General features: G+C 60.1%; 12 protein-coding genes. 8 read left to right on the top strand and 4 right to left on the bottom strand.

All coding sequences use genetic code 11. The features are described 5' to 3' along the window. Positions 1-51 precede the first annotated feature (51 nt). Entirely contained in the window at positions 52-1,377 is a 1,326-nt protein-coding gene (locus N5D61_RS19820; RefSeq protein WP_279893935.1) for an APC family permease, read from the bottom strand. Between the two features lie 118 nt (positions 1,378-1,495). Next, a complete protein-coding gene (locus N5D61_RS19815) occupies positions 1,496-2,320 on the bottom strand; it encodes a carbon-nitrogen hydrolase family protein (RefSeq protein WP_108239360.1) in 825 nt (274 codons plus the stop codon). 134 nt (positions 2,321-2,454) lie between these two features. Between N5D61_RS19815 and N5D61_RS19810 the strand changes: the two genes are divergently transcribed. The 7 genes from N5D61_RS19810 (at position 2,455) to N5D61_RS19780 (ending at position 12,375) form a co-directional block, all read left to right on the top strand. Further along, positions 2,455-3,279 (top strand): helix-turn-helix transcriptional regulator, encoded by an 825-nt coding sequence (locus N5D61_RS19810; protein ID WP_279893934.1) that lies wholly within the window; start codon positions 2,455-2,457, stop codon positions 3,277-3,279. 78 nt (positions 3,280-3,357) lie between these two features. Continuing rightward, positions 3,358-4,971 carry an FMN-binding glutamate synthase family protein gene (locus N5D61_RS19805; RefSeq protein ID WP_279893933.1) on the top strand — a complete coding sequence of 538 codons (1,614 nt, stop codon included), beginning with the start codon at positions 3,358-3,360 and terminating at the stop codon, positions 4,969-4,971. Positions 4,972-5,222: 251 nt separating this feature from the next. Further along, positions 5,223-6,365 (top strand): OpgC domain-containing protein, encoded by a 1,143-nt coding sequence (locus N5D61_RS19800; RefSeq protein ID WP_279893932.1) that lies wholly within the window; start codon positions 5,223-5,225, stop codon positions 6,363-6,365. A 115-nt stretch (positions 6,366-6,480) separates the two neighbouring features. Continuing rightward, positions 6,481-7,182 carry a hypothetical protein gene (locus N5D61_RS19795; protein ID WP_279893931.1) on the top strand — a complete coding sequence of 234 codons (702 nt, stop codon included), beginning with the start codon at positions 6,481-6,483 and terminating at the stop codon, positions 7,180-7,182. A gap of 484 nt (positions 7,183-7,666) precedes the next feature. Continuing rightward, positions 7,667-10,804 (top strand): transglycosylase domain-containing protein, encoded by a 3,138-nt coding sequence (locus N5D61_RS19790; protein ID WP_279893930.1) that lies wholly within the window; start codon positions 7,667-7,669, stop codon positions 10,802-10,804. A 207-nt stretch (positions 10,805-11,011) separates the two neighbouring features. Next, positions 11,012-11,605, top strand: coding sequence for a PadR family transcriptional regulator (locus tag N5D61_RS19785; protein ID WP_279893929.1), 594 nt, complete (start codon positions 11,012-11,014; stop codon positions 11,603-11,605). Further along, a complete protein-coding gene (locus tag N5D61_RS19780; RefSeq protein WP_279893928.1) occupies positions 11,602-12,375 on the top strand; it encodes a siderophore-interacting protein in 774 nt (257 codons plus the stop codon). The genes N5D61_RS19785 and N5D61_RS19780 overlap by 4 nt, the downstream gene beginning before the upstream one ends. 52 nt (positions 12,376-12,427) lie before the next feature. On the opposite strand, the gene N5D61_RS19775 is transcribed toward N5D61_RS19780, so the two are convergent. Next, entirely contained in the window at positions 12,428-13,093 is a 666-nt protein-coding gene (locus N5D61_RS19775) for a Pr6Pr family membrane protein (RefSeq protein ID WP_279893927.1), read from the bottom strand. A gap of 10 nt (positions 13,094-13,103) precedes the next feature. Next, positions 13,104-13,331: a VF530 family protein gene (locus N5D61_RS19770; protein ID WP_279893926.1), complete on the bottom strand. Its 228-nt coding sequence runs from the start codon at positions 13,329-13,331 to the stop codon at positions 13,104-13,106. Positions 13,332-13,562: 231 nt separating this feature from the next. Between N5D61_RS19770 and N5D61_RS19765 the strand changes: the two genes are divergently transcribed. Continuing rightward, positions 13,563-15,593, top strand: a complete 2,031-nt coding sequence (locus tag N5D61_RS19765; protein ID WP_279893925.1) for a TonB-dependent receptor — start codon at positions 13,563-13,565, stop codon at positions 15,591-15,593. The last annotated feature ends 237 nt before the right edge of the window (positions 15,594-15,830 follow it).

Genomic DNA, 15,830 nt, shown 5'->3' with positions numbered 1-15,830 from the left:
CCGACGCTGTCGCGGGCAAGCGCGCTCCTACGGGTAAGGTGTCACGTCAGATCAGGCCGCTTCCTGAAAATCCATTTCAGGCGGCTGACGGCGGAACCCACCGGTGAGCCATGCCAGGTAGACGCCACCGAGCACCAGCCAGCCGACACCGAGCATGATCGCCAGTTTGTCCAGGCTGATCATCAGCCACAGGTCCGCCACCAACCCGATCAGCGGGCACACCAAAAACAGCACCAGCTCGCGCACGCCGCGTTTGTCGCCTGCGATCCAGTAATGGAAGATCACCGAGAGGTTGACCAGGCTGAACGCCAGGAAAGCCCCGAAGTTGATGAACGAAGTCGAGGTGGTCACGTCCAGTTTGAGCGCCAGCAAAGCCACGGCCGCACACAGCAGGATGCTGTTGACCGGCGTGCCGAAACGCTCGCTGAGGCCGGCGAAGAAAGACTTGGGCAGCACGCCGTCGCGCCCCATCGCATACAGCAGCCGCGAGCCACTCGCCTGGGCAGACAAGCCTGAAGCGAACTGTCCGACGATCAACCCGATGAGAAAGATCGTCACGAACAGGTCGCCACCGATGTTGCGGGCGATCTCGTACGCGGCAGAGTCGACGTTCTCGAATTGCGCCGAAGGGTGGGCCAACTGCACGAAATAGGACACGCCCACAAAGATCAGGCCGCCGATCAGGGTGATCAGCATAATCGCTTTCGGAATGGTACGACTTGGGTCACGGGTTTCTTCGGTCAGGGTACTGACCGCGTCGAAGCCCAGGAACGAATAGCAGGCAATGGCCGCACCGCTCATGATCAGCGGCACCTGCATGTCGCCGTTGAGGAACGGGGTCAGTGTCCACAGCGGTTTGCTGGCATCGCCGCCGACGTAGTGAATGCACAGCGCCACAAACGCGGCGAGCACCAGAAACTGGATGATCATCAGCGAGGCGTTGACGGTGTTGGCCAGTTTCAGGCCGACGATATTGATCAGACTGGTGACGACGATGAAGGCCAGCACCCAGACCGGTTGCGGCACCGAGGGGAACGCCGAACCGAGGTACGCCGCGCCGATCAGCCAGATGGCCATGGGCAGGAACAGGTAATCGAGCAGCACCGCCCAACCGGCGATGAAACCCAGCTTGGGGCTGATCGCCTTGCGCACATAGCTGTACGCCGAGCCCGCCACGGGGAATGCCGCCGCCATGCGACCATAGCTCATGGCGGTGAAGAACATCGCCACCAGTGCCGCAAGATAAGACGCGGGAACCATCCCGCCGGTGGACTGTGCAAGGATGCCGAATGTCCCGAGCACGATGATGGGGGTCATGTAGGCGATGCCAAAGAGCACCACCGACCCTAATGAAAGGGTGCGTTGCAAACGAGCCATGAGCGACTACTCCGAATTTATAGGTTTTATGGCAGAGGAAAGTTCGGCAGAACAAAGGCTTTTCTTTTAATGGCAACCCACGGGCGCTCGTTGCAGCGGCGCCCATTGGGGACAGCGTTCAGGTGTATCGGGGAATCAACAGCTCGCGCACGCCGTTGGCCAGCTCGGTCACTTCGCCCGGCAGGCGCAAGCGCTGGTCGTCCAGATAGCGGTAGTCCCGACGGGCCGCCTGAAGCTGACGCAGGTCTAGCTCGGCAGAGAACTGGCACTCATCGCGCCCGGCTTCCACGAGCAGGGTGCCGAACGGATCGACCAGCGCACTGCCCCCGGCGAACACCAGCCCGCCATCGCCCTCGCCCACCCGGTTGACCATGAGCGCGAACGCCTGGTTTTCCTGAGCGCGGGCCATGATCGCGGTACGGTGAGTCGGGCCGTAGGGGTCCATATTGCCGTTGGTGACGATGAGTAGCTCGGCGCCCAGTTGCGCCAGGGCACGGGCCGATTCGGGGAACTCGATGTCGTAGCAGATCAACAGGCCGACCCGGACCCCATTCCACAGGCACGTCGCGTACCGGTCACCCGGCGTGAACACCCCTCGATCCGACGCCCACAGGTGGGTCTTGCGGTAGCGCAGCGCTATGCCCTGCGCAGTGATGAGCAGCGTGGTGTTGTAGAAATGGCCATTGTCGTTTTCGGCCATGCCGATCACCACCGACACGTCGCGCTGGCGGGCAGCCTCTTGCACGGCCCGAACGGTAGGGCCGTCCAGTGGCTCGGACACTGCCGCCACGGTTTCGCGGGAAGGAAAGCCCATCAGGTGCGTTTCCGGGAACACGATCAGTGCCGTGTCTGCGGCGCATGCCGCGATCGCATTCAGCGCCCGTTCCAGGTTATGGCGCGTGCCATTGTCCTGGCCCGACAGTTGGGCGAATTCGACCTTCATGGGTTCTCCTTATCGAGTGGCGTGGCCGATCAGGCACAAAATGCTGGCCTGACCCTTGGCTGTGCGGGCAGTATGCGCATCAGCACGTGTTACGGGGTATTACGCAGCTGTAGTAACCCAATAGGGGTAGAGTCATGACCATCGCACTTCAGGACATCGCCTGGCATCGCTCGGTCGCGCAACTGATCGAAGCGCTGGACCGACCGAATTTCTGGGCCCAATTGGTGCGTCTGCTTCACCAATACGTCACCTTCGATAGTTGGGTGGTGCTGCAGTTTGGCTCCGGGCAACGCCCGCAAGTGTTTGCCGAATCGCCCGGCGAGGACGGCAGCCCCGACCAGTTGTTCCAGGATTATCTCAAAGGCCTTTACCTGCTCGACCCGTTCTACATCGCCAGCCGCGAGCGTTCGCAAAGCGGTCTGTTTCGCCTGGCCGAAGTCGCGCCGGAGCACTTCGAACTGACTGAGTACTACCAGCGCTATTTCCGGCTGAACGTGGTCGCCGATGAAATCCAGTTCAATTGCCAACTCGATGCCGACCGCACGCTCTGCCTGTCGCTGGGCTCGACGCGAGGCTTCGATCCCGAGCAATTAGCGCTGCTGTCGCTGATTCAACCCTGGGTCATTGCCCTGCTGCGCCAACGTCTGCCCTTCGAACTGGCTGAGCCCACTGGCGAGATCCCGCCCGATCAGGAACGAACCGCGCCTCAGCTGCCTGCCAGCGACTGGCGCGCGCAATTGGAGGCCTCGGTGCAGCAGAGCCGCGGAGCGCAGTTGACGGCGCGGGAACTGGACGTAGGCCGTTTGATGCTCAGCGGCTGCTCGAGCAAGGAAATTGCGCGCAAACTGGCTATCTCCGCCGAGACCGTCCGCGTACACAAGAAACACATCTACAGCAAATTGGGGATCAAATCGCAGTCCGAGCTGTTCTCGATTTTCCTTCAGGCGCAGAGTGCCTGAAGCCGGAAACGTCTTGCCGAAACAAAGGCGCGGCACAGCGCTACCGTATTTACCGTGTAAAGACCTAAAGGATCGCCTATGAACCTGTCGCTTCTCAGTCGCTACGCCTTCTTCGTGGGCTGCGTGCTTTTTACCCTGCTGAGCCTTCCGTTTCTCCATCACGAGTGGCTATGGCCGTTCACCCTCACCACCGCAATCCTCAGCCTGATCGGTATTTTCGATCTGATCCAAGTCCCGCATTCGGTGCGTCGCAATTACCCGATCCTGGGCAACATCCGTTATGCCGTGGAAACCATCCGTCCGGAAATCCGCCAGTACCTGCTCGAAGCCGACAGCGACGCCCTGCCTTTTTCCCGGGCGCAGCGTTCGCTGGTCTATGCGCGGGCCAAGAATGAATCGGCTGACAAGCCCTTCGGCACGCTGATCGATGTCTACCAGACCGGGTTCGAATTCATCAGCCACTCGATGCGCCCCGCGCCGCTGGCCGACCCCAACCAGTTTCGTGTGACGGTCGGCGGGCCCCAGTGCAAACAGCCCTATTCGGCGTCGATCTTCAACATCTCCGCCATGAGCTTCGGTTCCCTCAGTGCCAATGCCATCCGCGCCCTGAACAAAGGCGCGAAACTCGGCAATTTTGCCCACGACACCGGCGAGGGCAGCATCAGCCCCTACCACCGCGAGCACGGCGGCGACCTGACCTGGGAGCTGGGCAGCGGCTATTTCGGGTGCCGCACCGAAGACGGCCGCTTCGACCCGGAGCGATTCGCCAAGCAGGCGCAGGATCCTCAGGTGCGGATGATCGAAATCAAAATGAGCCAAGGCGCCAAGCCAGGCCACGGCGGCATTTTGCCGAAGCACAAGGTCACCCGTGAAATCGCAGAAACCCGTGGCATTCCGATGGGTGAAGACTGCATCTCGCCCTCGCGTCACAGCGCGTTCTCCACGCCAATGGAAATGCTTCAGTTCATCGCTCGGTTGCGCGAGCTCTCGGGCGGCAAACCCGTGGGCTTCAAGCTCTGCCTGGGCCACCCCTGGGAGTTCATGGGGATCGCCAAAGCGATGCTGGATACCGGCATCCTGCCTGACTTCATCGTCGTTGACGGCACCGAGGGCGGCACCGGTGCAGCCCCGGTGGAATTCACTGACCACATGGGTGTGCCGATGCGCGAGGGGCTGTTGTTCGTGCACAACACGCTGGTGGGTCTGAACCTGCGCGACAAGATCAAGCTGGGCGCCAGCGGCAAGATTGTCAGCGCATTCGACATTGCCAGCGTGCTGGCTATCGGCGCCGACTGGGCGAACTCGGCGCGGGGCTTCATGTTCGCGATCGGCTGCATTCAGTCCCAGTCCTGCCACACCAACAAATGCCCCACCGGCGTGGCGACCCAGGACCCGTTGCGACAGCGTGCCCTAGTGGTGCCTGACAAGGCGCAGCGGGTGTACAACTTCCATCGCAGCACACTCCATGCCTTGGCCGAAATGATCGCCGCAGCGGGCCTTGACGCGCCTTCGCAGCTTGAGGCAAAGCACTTGGTGCGTCGTCAGTCAGCGACCGAGATCAAGCTATTTTCGCAATCCCACGTCTTCCTGCAGCCAGGTCAGTTACTCAACGGGATCGTTGACGACAGTTTCTACTCGCGGATGTGGCGCATGGCACGGGCTGACAGCTTCGAGCCAAACGAAATCGATTAAGGGGCCGCTTGTGCGTCCGACAGCGGATACGATGGCGGTGAGGGCTGCCTCATTGCCATCGCAGTCCTGACGGTGACAGGGCCGCAGCGCCGCTGGGCGGAGCGGCCTGTCAACATTCTGTAATATCCCCGACTTTGCTTTTAACTCGCCAAAGCGCGACTCTGCGCGCCGCTGATCCGCCCCGCCTCCTCGCATTGAACCCTGGCCAGGGCAGACCCTCTTCTTTGAAACAGACTGTAGAGTTCATCGTCATGACGAACGAACGCGACCCTCGCATCGATTTTTTTCGGGGCCTGGCGCTGATCTTCATTTTTTGGGATCACGTACCGGAAAATCCCTTCGCGCAACTGACCTTGCGCAATTTTGGCTTCAGCGATGCCGCCGAGGTGTTCGTTTTCCTCGCCGGTTATGCCGCAGTGCTCGCCTATGGACGGGTTGCCCAGCGCGATGGCTATACCGTCGCCTGCTTGCGCATCTTGCGCAGGACCTGGGTGCTGTACGTCGCGCATATCTTCCTGCTGACCTTGCTGATGGGCATCGTCTTCGTGGCCAACAACCATGTGGACACGCGCGACATGGTGCGCGAGATGGGCCTGGAATACTTCGTCGGTAATCCTCAGCAGGCACTGGCCGACGAATTGCTGCTGCGCTTCAAACCCAACCTCACCGACCCGCTGCCCCTGTACATCCTGCTCATGGGGGCACTGCCGTTGATCCTGCCGATTCTGCTGCGCAATGTGGCGGTCGCCGTGGCGCTGTCGATCGCGCTGTACATGATGGTTCCGCTGTTCGGCTGGAACTTGCGGGCGTACGAAGGCGGTGGATACTGGTATTTCAACCCAGTGGCGTGGCAACTGATCTTCGTGTTCGGCGGCGCCTTTGCGCTGTACACGCAACGCCCCTGCGTCCCTTTGCCTCAGCGTCGCCCTGTCTGGCGACAGCCCTTGTTTCTCGCTGCAGCCCTGTACCTGCTGGCCGCGGGCACGCTCACCTTCCTGTGGAAATTTCCCGCCGTCCACGACGCGCTGATGCCCACGGCGCTATCTGATCTGATCTACCCGATCAGCAAGACCGATCTGTCACCCCTGCGTCTCCTGCACTTCGTGGCGCTGGTGTATGTCGTCGCCAGGCTGCTGCCCGCCTCCCACGCCTGGCTGGAGAACTGGCCCGCCCGGCAAACCTGCCGCATGGGACGTTACTCACTGGAGATCTTCTGCCTGGGCGTCCTCCTCGCCCCGTTGGCCGACGGTATCAACGCCCTGGCCAATGACGCCTGGCAGATGCGCGTGATTACAGCGCTGCTGGGGCTGGGTTTGATGCTGCTGTTGTCGAACTGGCTGGAGTTGAACAAGCGTTTGGGGAGCCCTAAGGCGGCGCAGGTGGCGAGGGTTTGAGAACGGGTTCACGCTCGGGATGCACTTCGGAAATTTCCTACTGGTTTATCAGGCAAAGATTTTTCGCTGACGACCGTTATGCGAGGGGTATGGATAAATCAGTGAGGGAATGAAAATGGAAATCAAAAGATCCGAGCTGTTGATAAATGAGTACCGGGTGACGGAAATGCCCTCTGGCGAGCTTCCCGAAACCTGGAGTTGCCCTGAAGACCTGGGCGCGATGCAAAGGCAAACACTCTACGTAGTCGACCGCTTCCTCCCGAAAAGCTGCTTTCCAACCAGCGTCACCGCTGAGGATTTGAACCGTAATTACTCAAGGGATGAGGATCTCTGGGGAACCGGGATGATTCCGCTAAAAGAGGGCGAGTGCTGCTGGACATGCAGACTTTTTGACGTTTGGGGAAAGGAGCTCTTGGCAGAGGGGGCCCTTAATGAGCTGAAAAACGCGCTAGAAACATTCAAATTCAGCCTCACCACGCAAAACCCCGGGCTTGCCAACAAATCCTTTGACTTCGCGATAGAGGGAAACAGCCGAGTAAAAGTTCTGAACATTGGCAACAGCCTATCGAGCATAGAAATCAATTACATCACCCAACTGATCAACGAGTCTTCGCTCATGCAAGAACAGGTTGCCACTTATACATCAGCATTGGACGAGCTTATGAAACTGTTTGAAAAAACAGATACTGACCTTTCCGGCGAGAACGTGCCAATTCTCAACCGAAGTCCATCACAGTTAATGGCTCACGAGAGAATCAGAGCACAACCTTCCAACAACGAGGGTCGCACGCAGTCGGCGATTCGCATCCGGGCCTGACCGAAAAGAAGGGTTAGCGACGCAGCAACACTTTCAGGAGCAGAAGCCTGTGATGCCGTTGAAGTGGTCGCCCCTGTACTCCATACCAACATAGCGACCGTGGCGACGCCGAGTGAAACCAGGCCATACTTTTTTCATTATTCATATTGATCATCCTGTGTTTTTACCCAATCTAAAAACTTCATAAATTTGGACGTAATCAGGATGTACATCACCGGTCAACCCAGACCGATATAAACAGAGAACGCCTACAAAACGGCTCTTTGCATTGGCCAGTTCGAGGCTTCAACGATAGAGCTCAGGCCTCCCAGCAAAAATATAAGAAGGCGGTCTTTGAACGCCGACATCGGCCGACATCGACAGATGCCCAATATCCCCAACGCGGCCGCACCCCATCCGGTCCGATCACAATTTTTTCACCTCCCCCTCCCAGCGTCTAAGCTTCTAGTCAGGTGCGATTAACAGGTTTAACCGGGCCAACGATATGGGCGCTTTGTGGCATTCCGATGGAAAAAAGGCTGCGGTCAAGGCTGACAGTCAGGGGGAGGCGCCGTCGCCTGCACATTCACGCTTCCGGCTGCACGCAGGGCGGTTCGTGTTGGTGGTGGTGCTGGTCGCGTTGGTGATCCTGGGATTTGCCATCGCCACGGAGGTTCGCAGTTCGAAACTCCAGGCCCGAGAGTTCAGCGAGTTCGCCAGCCACCTCCACTACCGTCTCGAGCCGGGGCCCAGCGACGACATCCTCTACCCCGGCGATGGCCCGTTCGACAAACGCCTGGGGTATTCGGCACTGGATGAATTCCTGCCGCGTTTGCTCAAGCGGGACTATCGGATCACCGAGCAATCTCGCTTCTCTCCTGAACTGCTTTCATACGCCAGACGTGGCTTCTTCGTGCCCTATCAGGAGAAGAGTCAGTCGGGCCTGACCATTGCAGATTGCCGAGGCGATGCGCTGTATCAATTCATCTATCCACAGCAGCTTTACCCGACGTTCGCGTTAATACCGCCGGTGCTGGTCAACAGCCTGCTGTTCATCGAAAACCGCGACTTACTCAACGAGCGCCAGCCAATGGCCAATCCCGCCGTGGACTGGCCACGCTTTCTGAAAGCCGCTGTGTCGCAGGTGGCGAAGCTGGTGGGAATGCCCGGCCAGTCGGCAGGCGGCAGTACACTGGCGACCCAACTGGAAAAATACCGCCACTCGCCTGATGGACTGACGCAGTCGGGGGGCGAAAAAATCCGCCAGATGATCTCGGCCAGCGTGCGGGCCTACCAACCGGGGCCTGAAACCCTGGAAGCGCGTCAGCGGGTGGTGCGTGATTACCTCAACAGCGTTCCCCTTTCCGCCGTACCGGGGCATGGCGAAGTGCATGGCATGGCCGAAGGGTTGCGCGTTTGGTACGGCGCGGATTTCGACAAGACCAACCAATTGCTGGCCTCTCCGGCGAAGGACGCCAAGACCCTCGCCGCCCAAGGTCTGGCATTGCGCGAGGTGCTTTCGCTGGTCATCGCGCAGCGGCGGCCTTCTCACTATCTGGCCAAGGGTCGCAAGGAATTGGCTGACCTCACCGACAGCCACATCCGCCTGCTGGCTCAAAACAACGTCATCGATCAGTCGTTGGCCGACGCGGCGCTGGGCGCCACGGTGACCTATCGCGACTGGGTGCAGCAGCCGACGGTCCAGCCCATCGAGACCAACAAAGGCATCACGGTTGCACGCACTCGTCTGTCAGCGATGCTCAATCGTCCTTTGTACGACCTGGACCGTCTCGACCTGTCGGCCACCAGCACCCTGCAGAACGATCTGCAAACCCGTGTGGGGCACTACCTGCGCGATCTGGCCAATCCCGAGTTCGCGGCGAAGCTGGGCCTGCTGGGTGAGCACCTGCTGACTCCTACCAGCACACAGGCCGTGCGCTACAGCTTTACGCTGTTCGAGCGTGACGTCGATGGTTCGCGGGTGCGGGTGCAAACCGACAGCACCGATCAGCCCTTCGATATCAATGAAGGCAGCAAGCTGGAACTGGGCTCCACGGCCAAAATGCGGGTACTGACCACGTATTTGCAGATCATCGCCGAACTGCACGACAAATACGGCGCAATGAGCACATCCGAACTGAAAAAAGTTCCTGTCGAAGAACCCGATCGCCTAAGCCGCTGGGCCGTGGATTACCTGATTCAGAACCCTGATCGAGCCCTGTCGAAAATGCTTTCGGCGGCATTGGACCGCACCTATTCGGCCAGCCCGGGGGAAAACTTTTTCACCGGCGGCGGCATGCATCATTTCAATAATTTCCGACGCGAAGACAACGCCCGCAATCCGACGCTCCGTGAGTCATTGCGCGAATCGATCAACCTGCCATTCATTCGGCTGATGCGCGACGTGGTGCGCTATGTCACCTACCAGGGCCCGAACAACAGCGCCGTCCTGCTCAGGGACGACAGCGACCCTCGACGTCAGGAATACCTCGCCGACTTCGCGGACCGAGAAGGCACCGCATTCCTGCTGCGCTTCTGGAAGCGCTACAAGAACAAGACCACCCAGGACAGGCTCGACACCTTTCTGGATGGCGTACATCCATCGCCCCCTCGTCTGGCGGCGGTGCATCGCTATCTGCTGCCCAATGCCAGCCAGAGCGCGTTCAACGCGTTTGTTCGTGCTCACACCGTTGCGGACAAGCGCCAACCCGCGCTGACTGAAAAACGCCTGGACGAGTTGTATTACGCCTATGGGCCGGGCAAGTTCGATTTGCCAGACCAAGGCTACGTTGCGCGCGTTCACCCACTGGACCTGTGGCTGGTCGGCTATCTGCTGCAGAACCCGGACGCCCGGTTCAAGGAAGCCGTCGCCGCCAGCCGCTTCGAACGTCAGGAGGTGTATAGCTGGCTATTCAAGAGTCGACACAAAAGCGCCCGCGACAGCCGGATCCGCACGATGCTGGAGATCGAGGCATTCCTGGATATCCATCAGCGCTGGCAGAAACTGGGGTATCCGTTCGATCATCTCGTTCCCTCGCTGGCCACGGCCATCGGCAGCTCGGGTGATCGCCCCGCAGCGCTCGCCGAACTGATCGGCATCATTCAGAACGATGGTATTCGCGTGCCGGCGTTGCGCATCGACAGCCTGCGTTTTGCAGCGGACACCCCCTATGAAACCCTGCTCAGTAACAATCCGGACTTGGGTAAACGGGTCATGCCATCGGAAGTGGCGGCGGCCATGCGTGAGGCACTGTCGCAGGTGGTCGATGCAGGTACCGCGCGGCGCGTGTCGGGCAGTTTCAAAACCCTGGACGGTACACCGCTGGCGATGGGCGGCAAGACAGGCACCGGAGACAACCGCATCGAGAGCATCGGCTCAGGCGGCCGGGTTCTCGCGTCCAAGGCCATCAACCGCACCGCGACCTTCGTGTTCTACATCGGCGACAACCACTTCGGCACCTTGACGGCGTATGTGCCAGGCCGCGCCGCCGAAGGGTTCAAATTCACCTCGGCCTTGCCCGTGCAGGTGCTCAAAGGGATGGCGCCCATCCTCAATCGCTATCTGGAGCCTGGCACGCATACCCAGTGCAAAGCCCCGACAGCGGCGCGGGTGGCGAATACCTACGGAGACAAACCTTTGTGAAAGCGCGCTTGCCCGCGGTTGCAGTCCGTCTGCGCTAAATGTACTGAAGGGCAGAAGGTCATCGCGGGCAAGCGCGCTCCTACAGGTTTCCATTCCCACCCAAGATGTTTGCCACTGCCGAAAGAGAACCGTTCGTCTTAGCGCCTCATGCAGCTCTATTAAGATATATCTTAAGGTATATCTAAACGTAACGAGAGATGACGAAAGATGAGAGACCACTCACACCACCACCCCCATCACCACCGTCCACATTTCGGCGACCACGGCGACGCTCGGGACGGCTTTGAAAAACGTACAGGCCGTGAACGCGGTGGGCGCGGACCTCGGGTATTCGCACCCGGCGACCTGAAATTGCTGCTGCTGGCATTGATCGCCGATCAGCCTTGCCATGGCTACGACCTGATCCGCCAAATCGAAGGCCTGTTCGACGGGGCCTACAGCCCGAGCCCTGGCGTGATCTATCCCACCCTGACCTTTCTTGAAGAAAGCGAACTGATCACCGGCGATGCGGAAGGGGGCAAGAAACGCTATGCCATTACCGAAGCCGGTCAGCAGAGTCTCGCCGAACAGGCGGTGGCACTGGACGGCGTGAAGATGCGCATCGAGGTCAGTAAGCGCTCGCTACGCGGCCACGACCGCCCGCCGGAAATTCACGAGGCCGTCCACAATCTGCGCCATGCCCTGCAGATGCACCACGGTCGCTGGACGCCGGACGAAATCATTCGGGTACGCGACCTCTTGAACGAAACCGCCAAGGCCGTTGCCGATGGCCCTAACGTACCGGAGGAGCAGTCCGTATGAATTCACAGCTATCGATCCACCGCGTCAGTCACGAGATCAAACGCCGCAAACTGCAGGTGCTACGAGTCACCGATCTGACCCCACGGATGCGGCGCATCACCCTGCACGGGCCGGAATTGGCGGGCTTCGTCAGCCTGGGCACCGATGACCATGTGAAGTTGCTGTTCGCGACAACCGCCGAAGAACAGGCCGCGCTGGAAACCTTCACCCCCGGCCCTAAAGCGTCGGACGGCCCGCGTCCGGCCATGCGTGATTACACCCCGCGTCGATACGACCCCGAAACCGGCGAGCTGGATATCGATTTCGTCCTGCACGGCGACGGGCCGGCGGCCACTTGGGCGGCTCAAGCCGCGCCCGGGCAGTTCCTGCACATCGCCGGCCCTCGGGGTTCGATGATCGTGCCGGACATGTTCGACAGCTACCTGCTGATCGGGGATGAGACCGCCCTTCCCGCCATCGGCAGGCGCCTTGAAGGACTGCCCGCCAACCGTCGTGCGTGCGTCGTGGTGGAAATCGAAGACGCCGCCGAGCGCCAGCCGTTGCCCAGTGAGGCGCAGGTTGAAGTGATCTGGGTGCTGCGCAGTGAAGGAAACCTGTTGGACGTGACACGCAACCTGACGTTGCCGCAAAGCAGCCTGTATGCCTGGGTCGCGATGGAATCTGCGTTGTCGCGCAAGGTCCGCCGTGTGCTGCTGGACGAACTCAAGCTCGACGAAGCGGCCGTCAAAGCCGCCGGTTACTGGCGGCTGGACGACTCGGACGAGGAATGACCCGCCAGCATTTCGGGGGCCGCGATGACGCCCCCGAGATGACTGCGCAGCGCTACTGCTGCGTGCCCCAAACGCGATCGATCAACACGATCACCGCGCCGATTCCGATGAATCCCCCCAAGACCCCGAATGCATTGATCAACGCCTGCTTCACGCCCAGCGTACCGATGTCCAGAAACGGGTAAACGTAATCCCCCAGTGCACTGCCGCGCAGGAGCAGGTAGCCGAAGTACACAACGGGATAGGCCATCCAGAGCAGCAAATGCTTCATACGCAATTGCCCCTTGCGCACGTACAGCCACCAGTAGACGAGGAACGCCAACGGCATGATGTCGTGCAAAAGCTCATCGGCAAGCCTCTGCCAGCCCTCGGGGCTCCACAAGTGTCGCAACAGCAGATTGTAGGCAATGCTCACCAGCACAATACTGGTGGTGATACCGCCGCAGACCACCGGCGACTTGAAAAAACGATGCCCCGCCGAGTTCCGCGAGGAGGCCGCACAGCTCAATGCGACTGCCACTAGGCTGTTGGTCAGCACGGTGAAAAAACTGAAGAACCTGACCAGCCCTCCCATCAGGCTGGCCTGATCGCTCCACCGCCCCCATAGCACCAGATACAACTGCACGGCCAACGCAAACCAGCCCAGCAATGCAGCGATTGTGGCGTAACGACGCTGCCCAGTGGGCAGGTGCAGCGGGGTTTCAGGGAGGGCCTTCACGTCGTCTGACTCACCAGCGCTTGGTGCGCGCCAGCTTCACATACAAGGCTTCCACTTTCTCACGCGCCCAAGGCGTCTTGCGCAGAAACGTCAGGCTCGACTTGATGCTCGGATCGCTTTTGAAGCATCTGATGTCGATCCGCTCCGCCAGCCCGGACCATTCGTAATGCTCGACCAGCCGGTTGAGGATCTGCTCCAGCGTCACGCCGTGAAGCGGATGGTTGTCATGTGCGGTCATGCCTGGCCTTTGTACGGTCGGTGGAAGGACGGTCTTGCAAGGTGCGCACCTTAACGGAGCGTTGGGTCGCTGTGAAGCGTTCCCGTGGCGCATCGCTGCCTGCTGCACGCTGAATGGCGGGCACAACGCAATGGCGCAAACCGATGGTTTCAAAGTGATTGCATTTTTAATGTTATGTTATAACACTAAAAGACCAATCATCTAAGCCACACCCTGCCTAGGAACTGCTGCATGTCCCGCCCTTCTATATCCCGACTCCGGCGCCTGACGCCTCTGACCGCCGCGTTGCTGGTCGCCTCCCCCGCCTATGCCATCGAACTGCAACAGCAGACCATCACGGCCAACCCGCTGGGCAGTGATCAGGTTGCTGCGCCCAGTACCGTGCTGACAGGCGACGATTTGACCCTGCAGCAGAAAGGCAGCCTGGGAGAAACCCTAAACAAGCAGCCGGGGGTGTCCTCGTCCTATTTCGGACCCGGCGCGAGTCGACCGATCATCCGTGGCCTGGACGGCGATCGCATCCGACTGTTGCGTAACGGCGTCGGCGCGCTGGATGCGTCGTCGCTGTCCTACGATCACGCCGTGCCGCTGGACCCGGTCAACGTCGACCGGATTGAAATCGTTCGCGGTCCGGCAGCCCTGCTGTACGGCGGCAGTGCAATTGGCGGCGTGGTCAACACCTTTGACAACCGTATTCCTACCGAAGCGATCCAGGGCATTCAGGGCGCAGGGGAGTTGCGTTACGGCGGCGCGGACACCACGCGCAGTAGCGCCGGTCGACTCGAAGCGGGCAATGGCGCGTTCGCCTTGCACCTGGACGCCAACGCCCGTGAATTCAACGACCTGAAAATACCCGGTTACGCCCGTACCGCTGACGAGCGCGCCCGCAACCCCGACGGCGACGACAAGAAGCACCGCCTGGGCAACAGCGATGGCCGTCAGGACGGGGGCGCAATCGGTGGCTCCTACACGTGGGACGACGGTTACGCGGGGCTTTCCTACAGCAATTACGATTCGAACTACGGGTCCCCTGCCGAGCAGGATGTGCGCATTCGCATGAAGCAGGATCACTACGCATTCGCCTCGGAAATCCGCAACCTGTCGGGCCCGTTCACCTCAGTGAAGCTCGATGCCGGCTACACCGAGTACAAACACATGGAGATCGAAGACGGTGAAGTCGGCACGACCTTCAAGAACAAGGGCTACGAGGCCCGTGTCGAAGCACGGCATCAGCCAATCGGCCCGCTCAACGGCGTGATCGGGGCACAGCTAAGCCGCAGTGAGTTTTCCGCCCTGGGCGAGGAGGCCTTTGTCCCGCATACCGACACTGATGCCGGTGCGCTGTTCATCCTCGAAGAACTGCAAGCCACGGACCGTTTGAAATTCAGCTTGGGAGGCCGCCTGGAACACACCCGTGTGGACCCGAATGGCGACGGCAACGAACGATTCGCCAATGCGGATCGCTCAAACAGTTTTACGGCGGGCAGCCTGTCATCCGGCGCGGTGTACACGCTGACACCGATTTGGTCGCTGGCGGCTACCCTCGGTTACACGGAGCGCGCGCCGACGTTCTATGAGCTGTATGCCAATGGCGCTCACGTCGCCACCGGCACTTATGAAGTGGGGGATGCGGACCTGTCCAAAGAGAAAGCCGTCTCCAGCGACCTTGCACTGCGCTTCGACAACGGAACTCACAAAGGCAGCTTCGGGGTGTTCTATAGCCATTTCTCCAATTACATCGGGTTATTGGGCACGGGTCGCACGCTCAATGAAGACGGAGAAGAAGACCCTGACGGCATTCCCGAATACACCTACTCCGGCGTGCGTGCGCGCTTTGCAGGATTCGAGGCACAGGATCACTGGAAACTGGGTGAGAACCGATATGGGAAATTCGCGCTGGAACTGTCAGGTGATTACACCCGCGCGAAGAATCTGGACACGGGTGAAGCACTCCCTCGCATCGCACCGCTGCGTTTGAACACAGGCCTGCTTTGGGAACTGAATGACTGGCAAGCCCGCATCGACGTGGAGCATGCCGCGTCCCAGGGTCGAGTACCAGACAACGAAACCGGCACCGACGGTTACACCACCCTCGGCGCCAGTGCGGGCTATAGGTTCAAGCTCGGCGGCAGTCAGTGGCTGGCGTTCGTCAATGGCGAGAACCTGACCAACCAGACCGTCCGGTATGCCAGTTCGATCCTGCGTGACATTGCACCTGCCCAAGGACGCAGCGTCGAGGTCGGCTTACGCACAACGTTCTAGGTTCATCCGCCGCCCACCACAGGGCAGCCATCGTGTGGGAGTCGGCCACGCCCGGCTCTCACGCATAAGTTGCGCCCTCATCTGTACGTCATCCGTAACGTTTGTCCGTAGCTTCCCCGCCGCCCGCCCAGCCTGGATCCAATAAGCATTGAGGGACAGCGCTGTCTCAAAAAAATGGACTGTTGCGTCATCCGTAACTATTCATGTCGCAAAATCGACTTTTCTAAAAATCGTTAG

The organism is Pseudomonas sp. GD03842, assembly GCF_029841165.1.
In the GTDB taxonomy this organism is placed as follows: domain Bacteria; phylum Pseudomonadota; class Gammaproteobacteria; order Pseudomonadales; family Pseudomonadaceae; genus Aquipseudomonas.
The sequence above is the reverse complement of the archived record's forward strand: the minus strand, read 5'-3'. Positions and strand labels throughout refer to the sequence as shown.

Coding starts and splice junctions, on each gene's coding strand:
- N5D61_RS19820 (WP_279893935.1), bottom strand. CDS start 1,377: ATGGCTCGTTTGCAACGCACCCTTTCATTAGGGTCGGTGGTGCTCTTT.
- N5D61_RS19815 (WP_108239360.1), bottom strand. CDS start 2,320: ATGAAGGTCGAATTCGCCCAACTGTCGGGCCAGGACAATGGCACGCGC.
- N5D61_RS19810 (WP_279893934.1), top strand. CDS start 2,455: ATGACCATCGCACTTCAGGACATCGCCTGGCATCGCTCGGTCGCGCAA.
- N5D61_RS19805 (WP_279893933.1), top strand. CDS start 3,358: ATGAACCTGTCGCTTCTCAGTCGCTACGCCTTCTTCGTGGGCTGCGTG.
- N5D61_RS19800 (WP_279893932.1), top strand. CDS start 5,223: ATGACGAACGAACGCGACCCTCGCATCGATTTTTTTCGGGGCCTGGCG.
- N5D61_RS19795 (WP_279893931.1), top strand. CDS start 6,481: ATGGAAATCAAAAGATCCGAGCTGTTGATAAATGAGTACCGGGTGACG.
- N5D61_RS19790 (WP_279893930.1), top strand. CDS start 7,667: ATGGGCGCTTTGTGGCATTCCGATGGAAAAAAGGCTGCGGTCAAGGCT.
- N5D61_RS19785 (WP_279893929.1), top strand. CDS start 11,012: ATGAGAGACCACTCACACCACCACCCCCATCACCACCGTCCACATTTC.
- N5D61_RS19780 (WP_279893928.1), top strand. CDS start 11,602: ATGAATTCACAGCTATCGATCCACCGCGTCAGTCACGAGATCAAACGC.
- N5D61_RS19770 (WP_279893926.1), bottom strand. CDS start 13,331: ATGACCGCACATGACAACCATCCGCTTCACGGCGTGACGCTGGAGCAG.
- N5D61_RS19765 (WP_279893925.1), top strand. CDS start 13,563: ATGTCCCGCCCTTCTATATCCCGACTCCGGCGCCTGACGCCTCTGACC.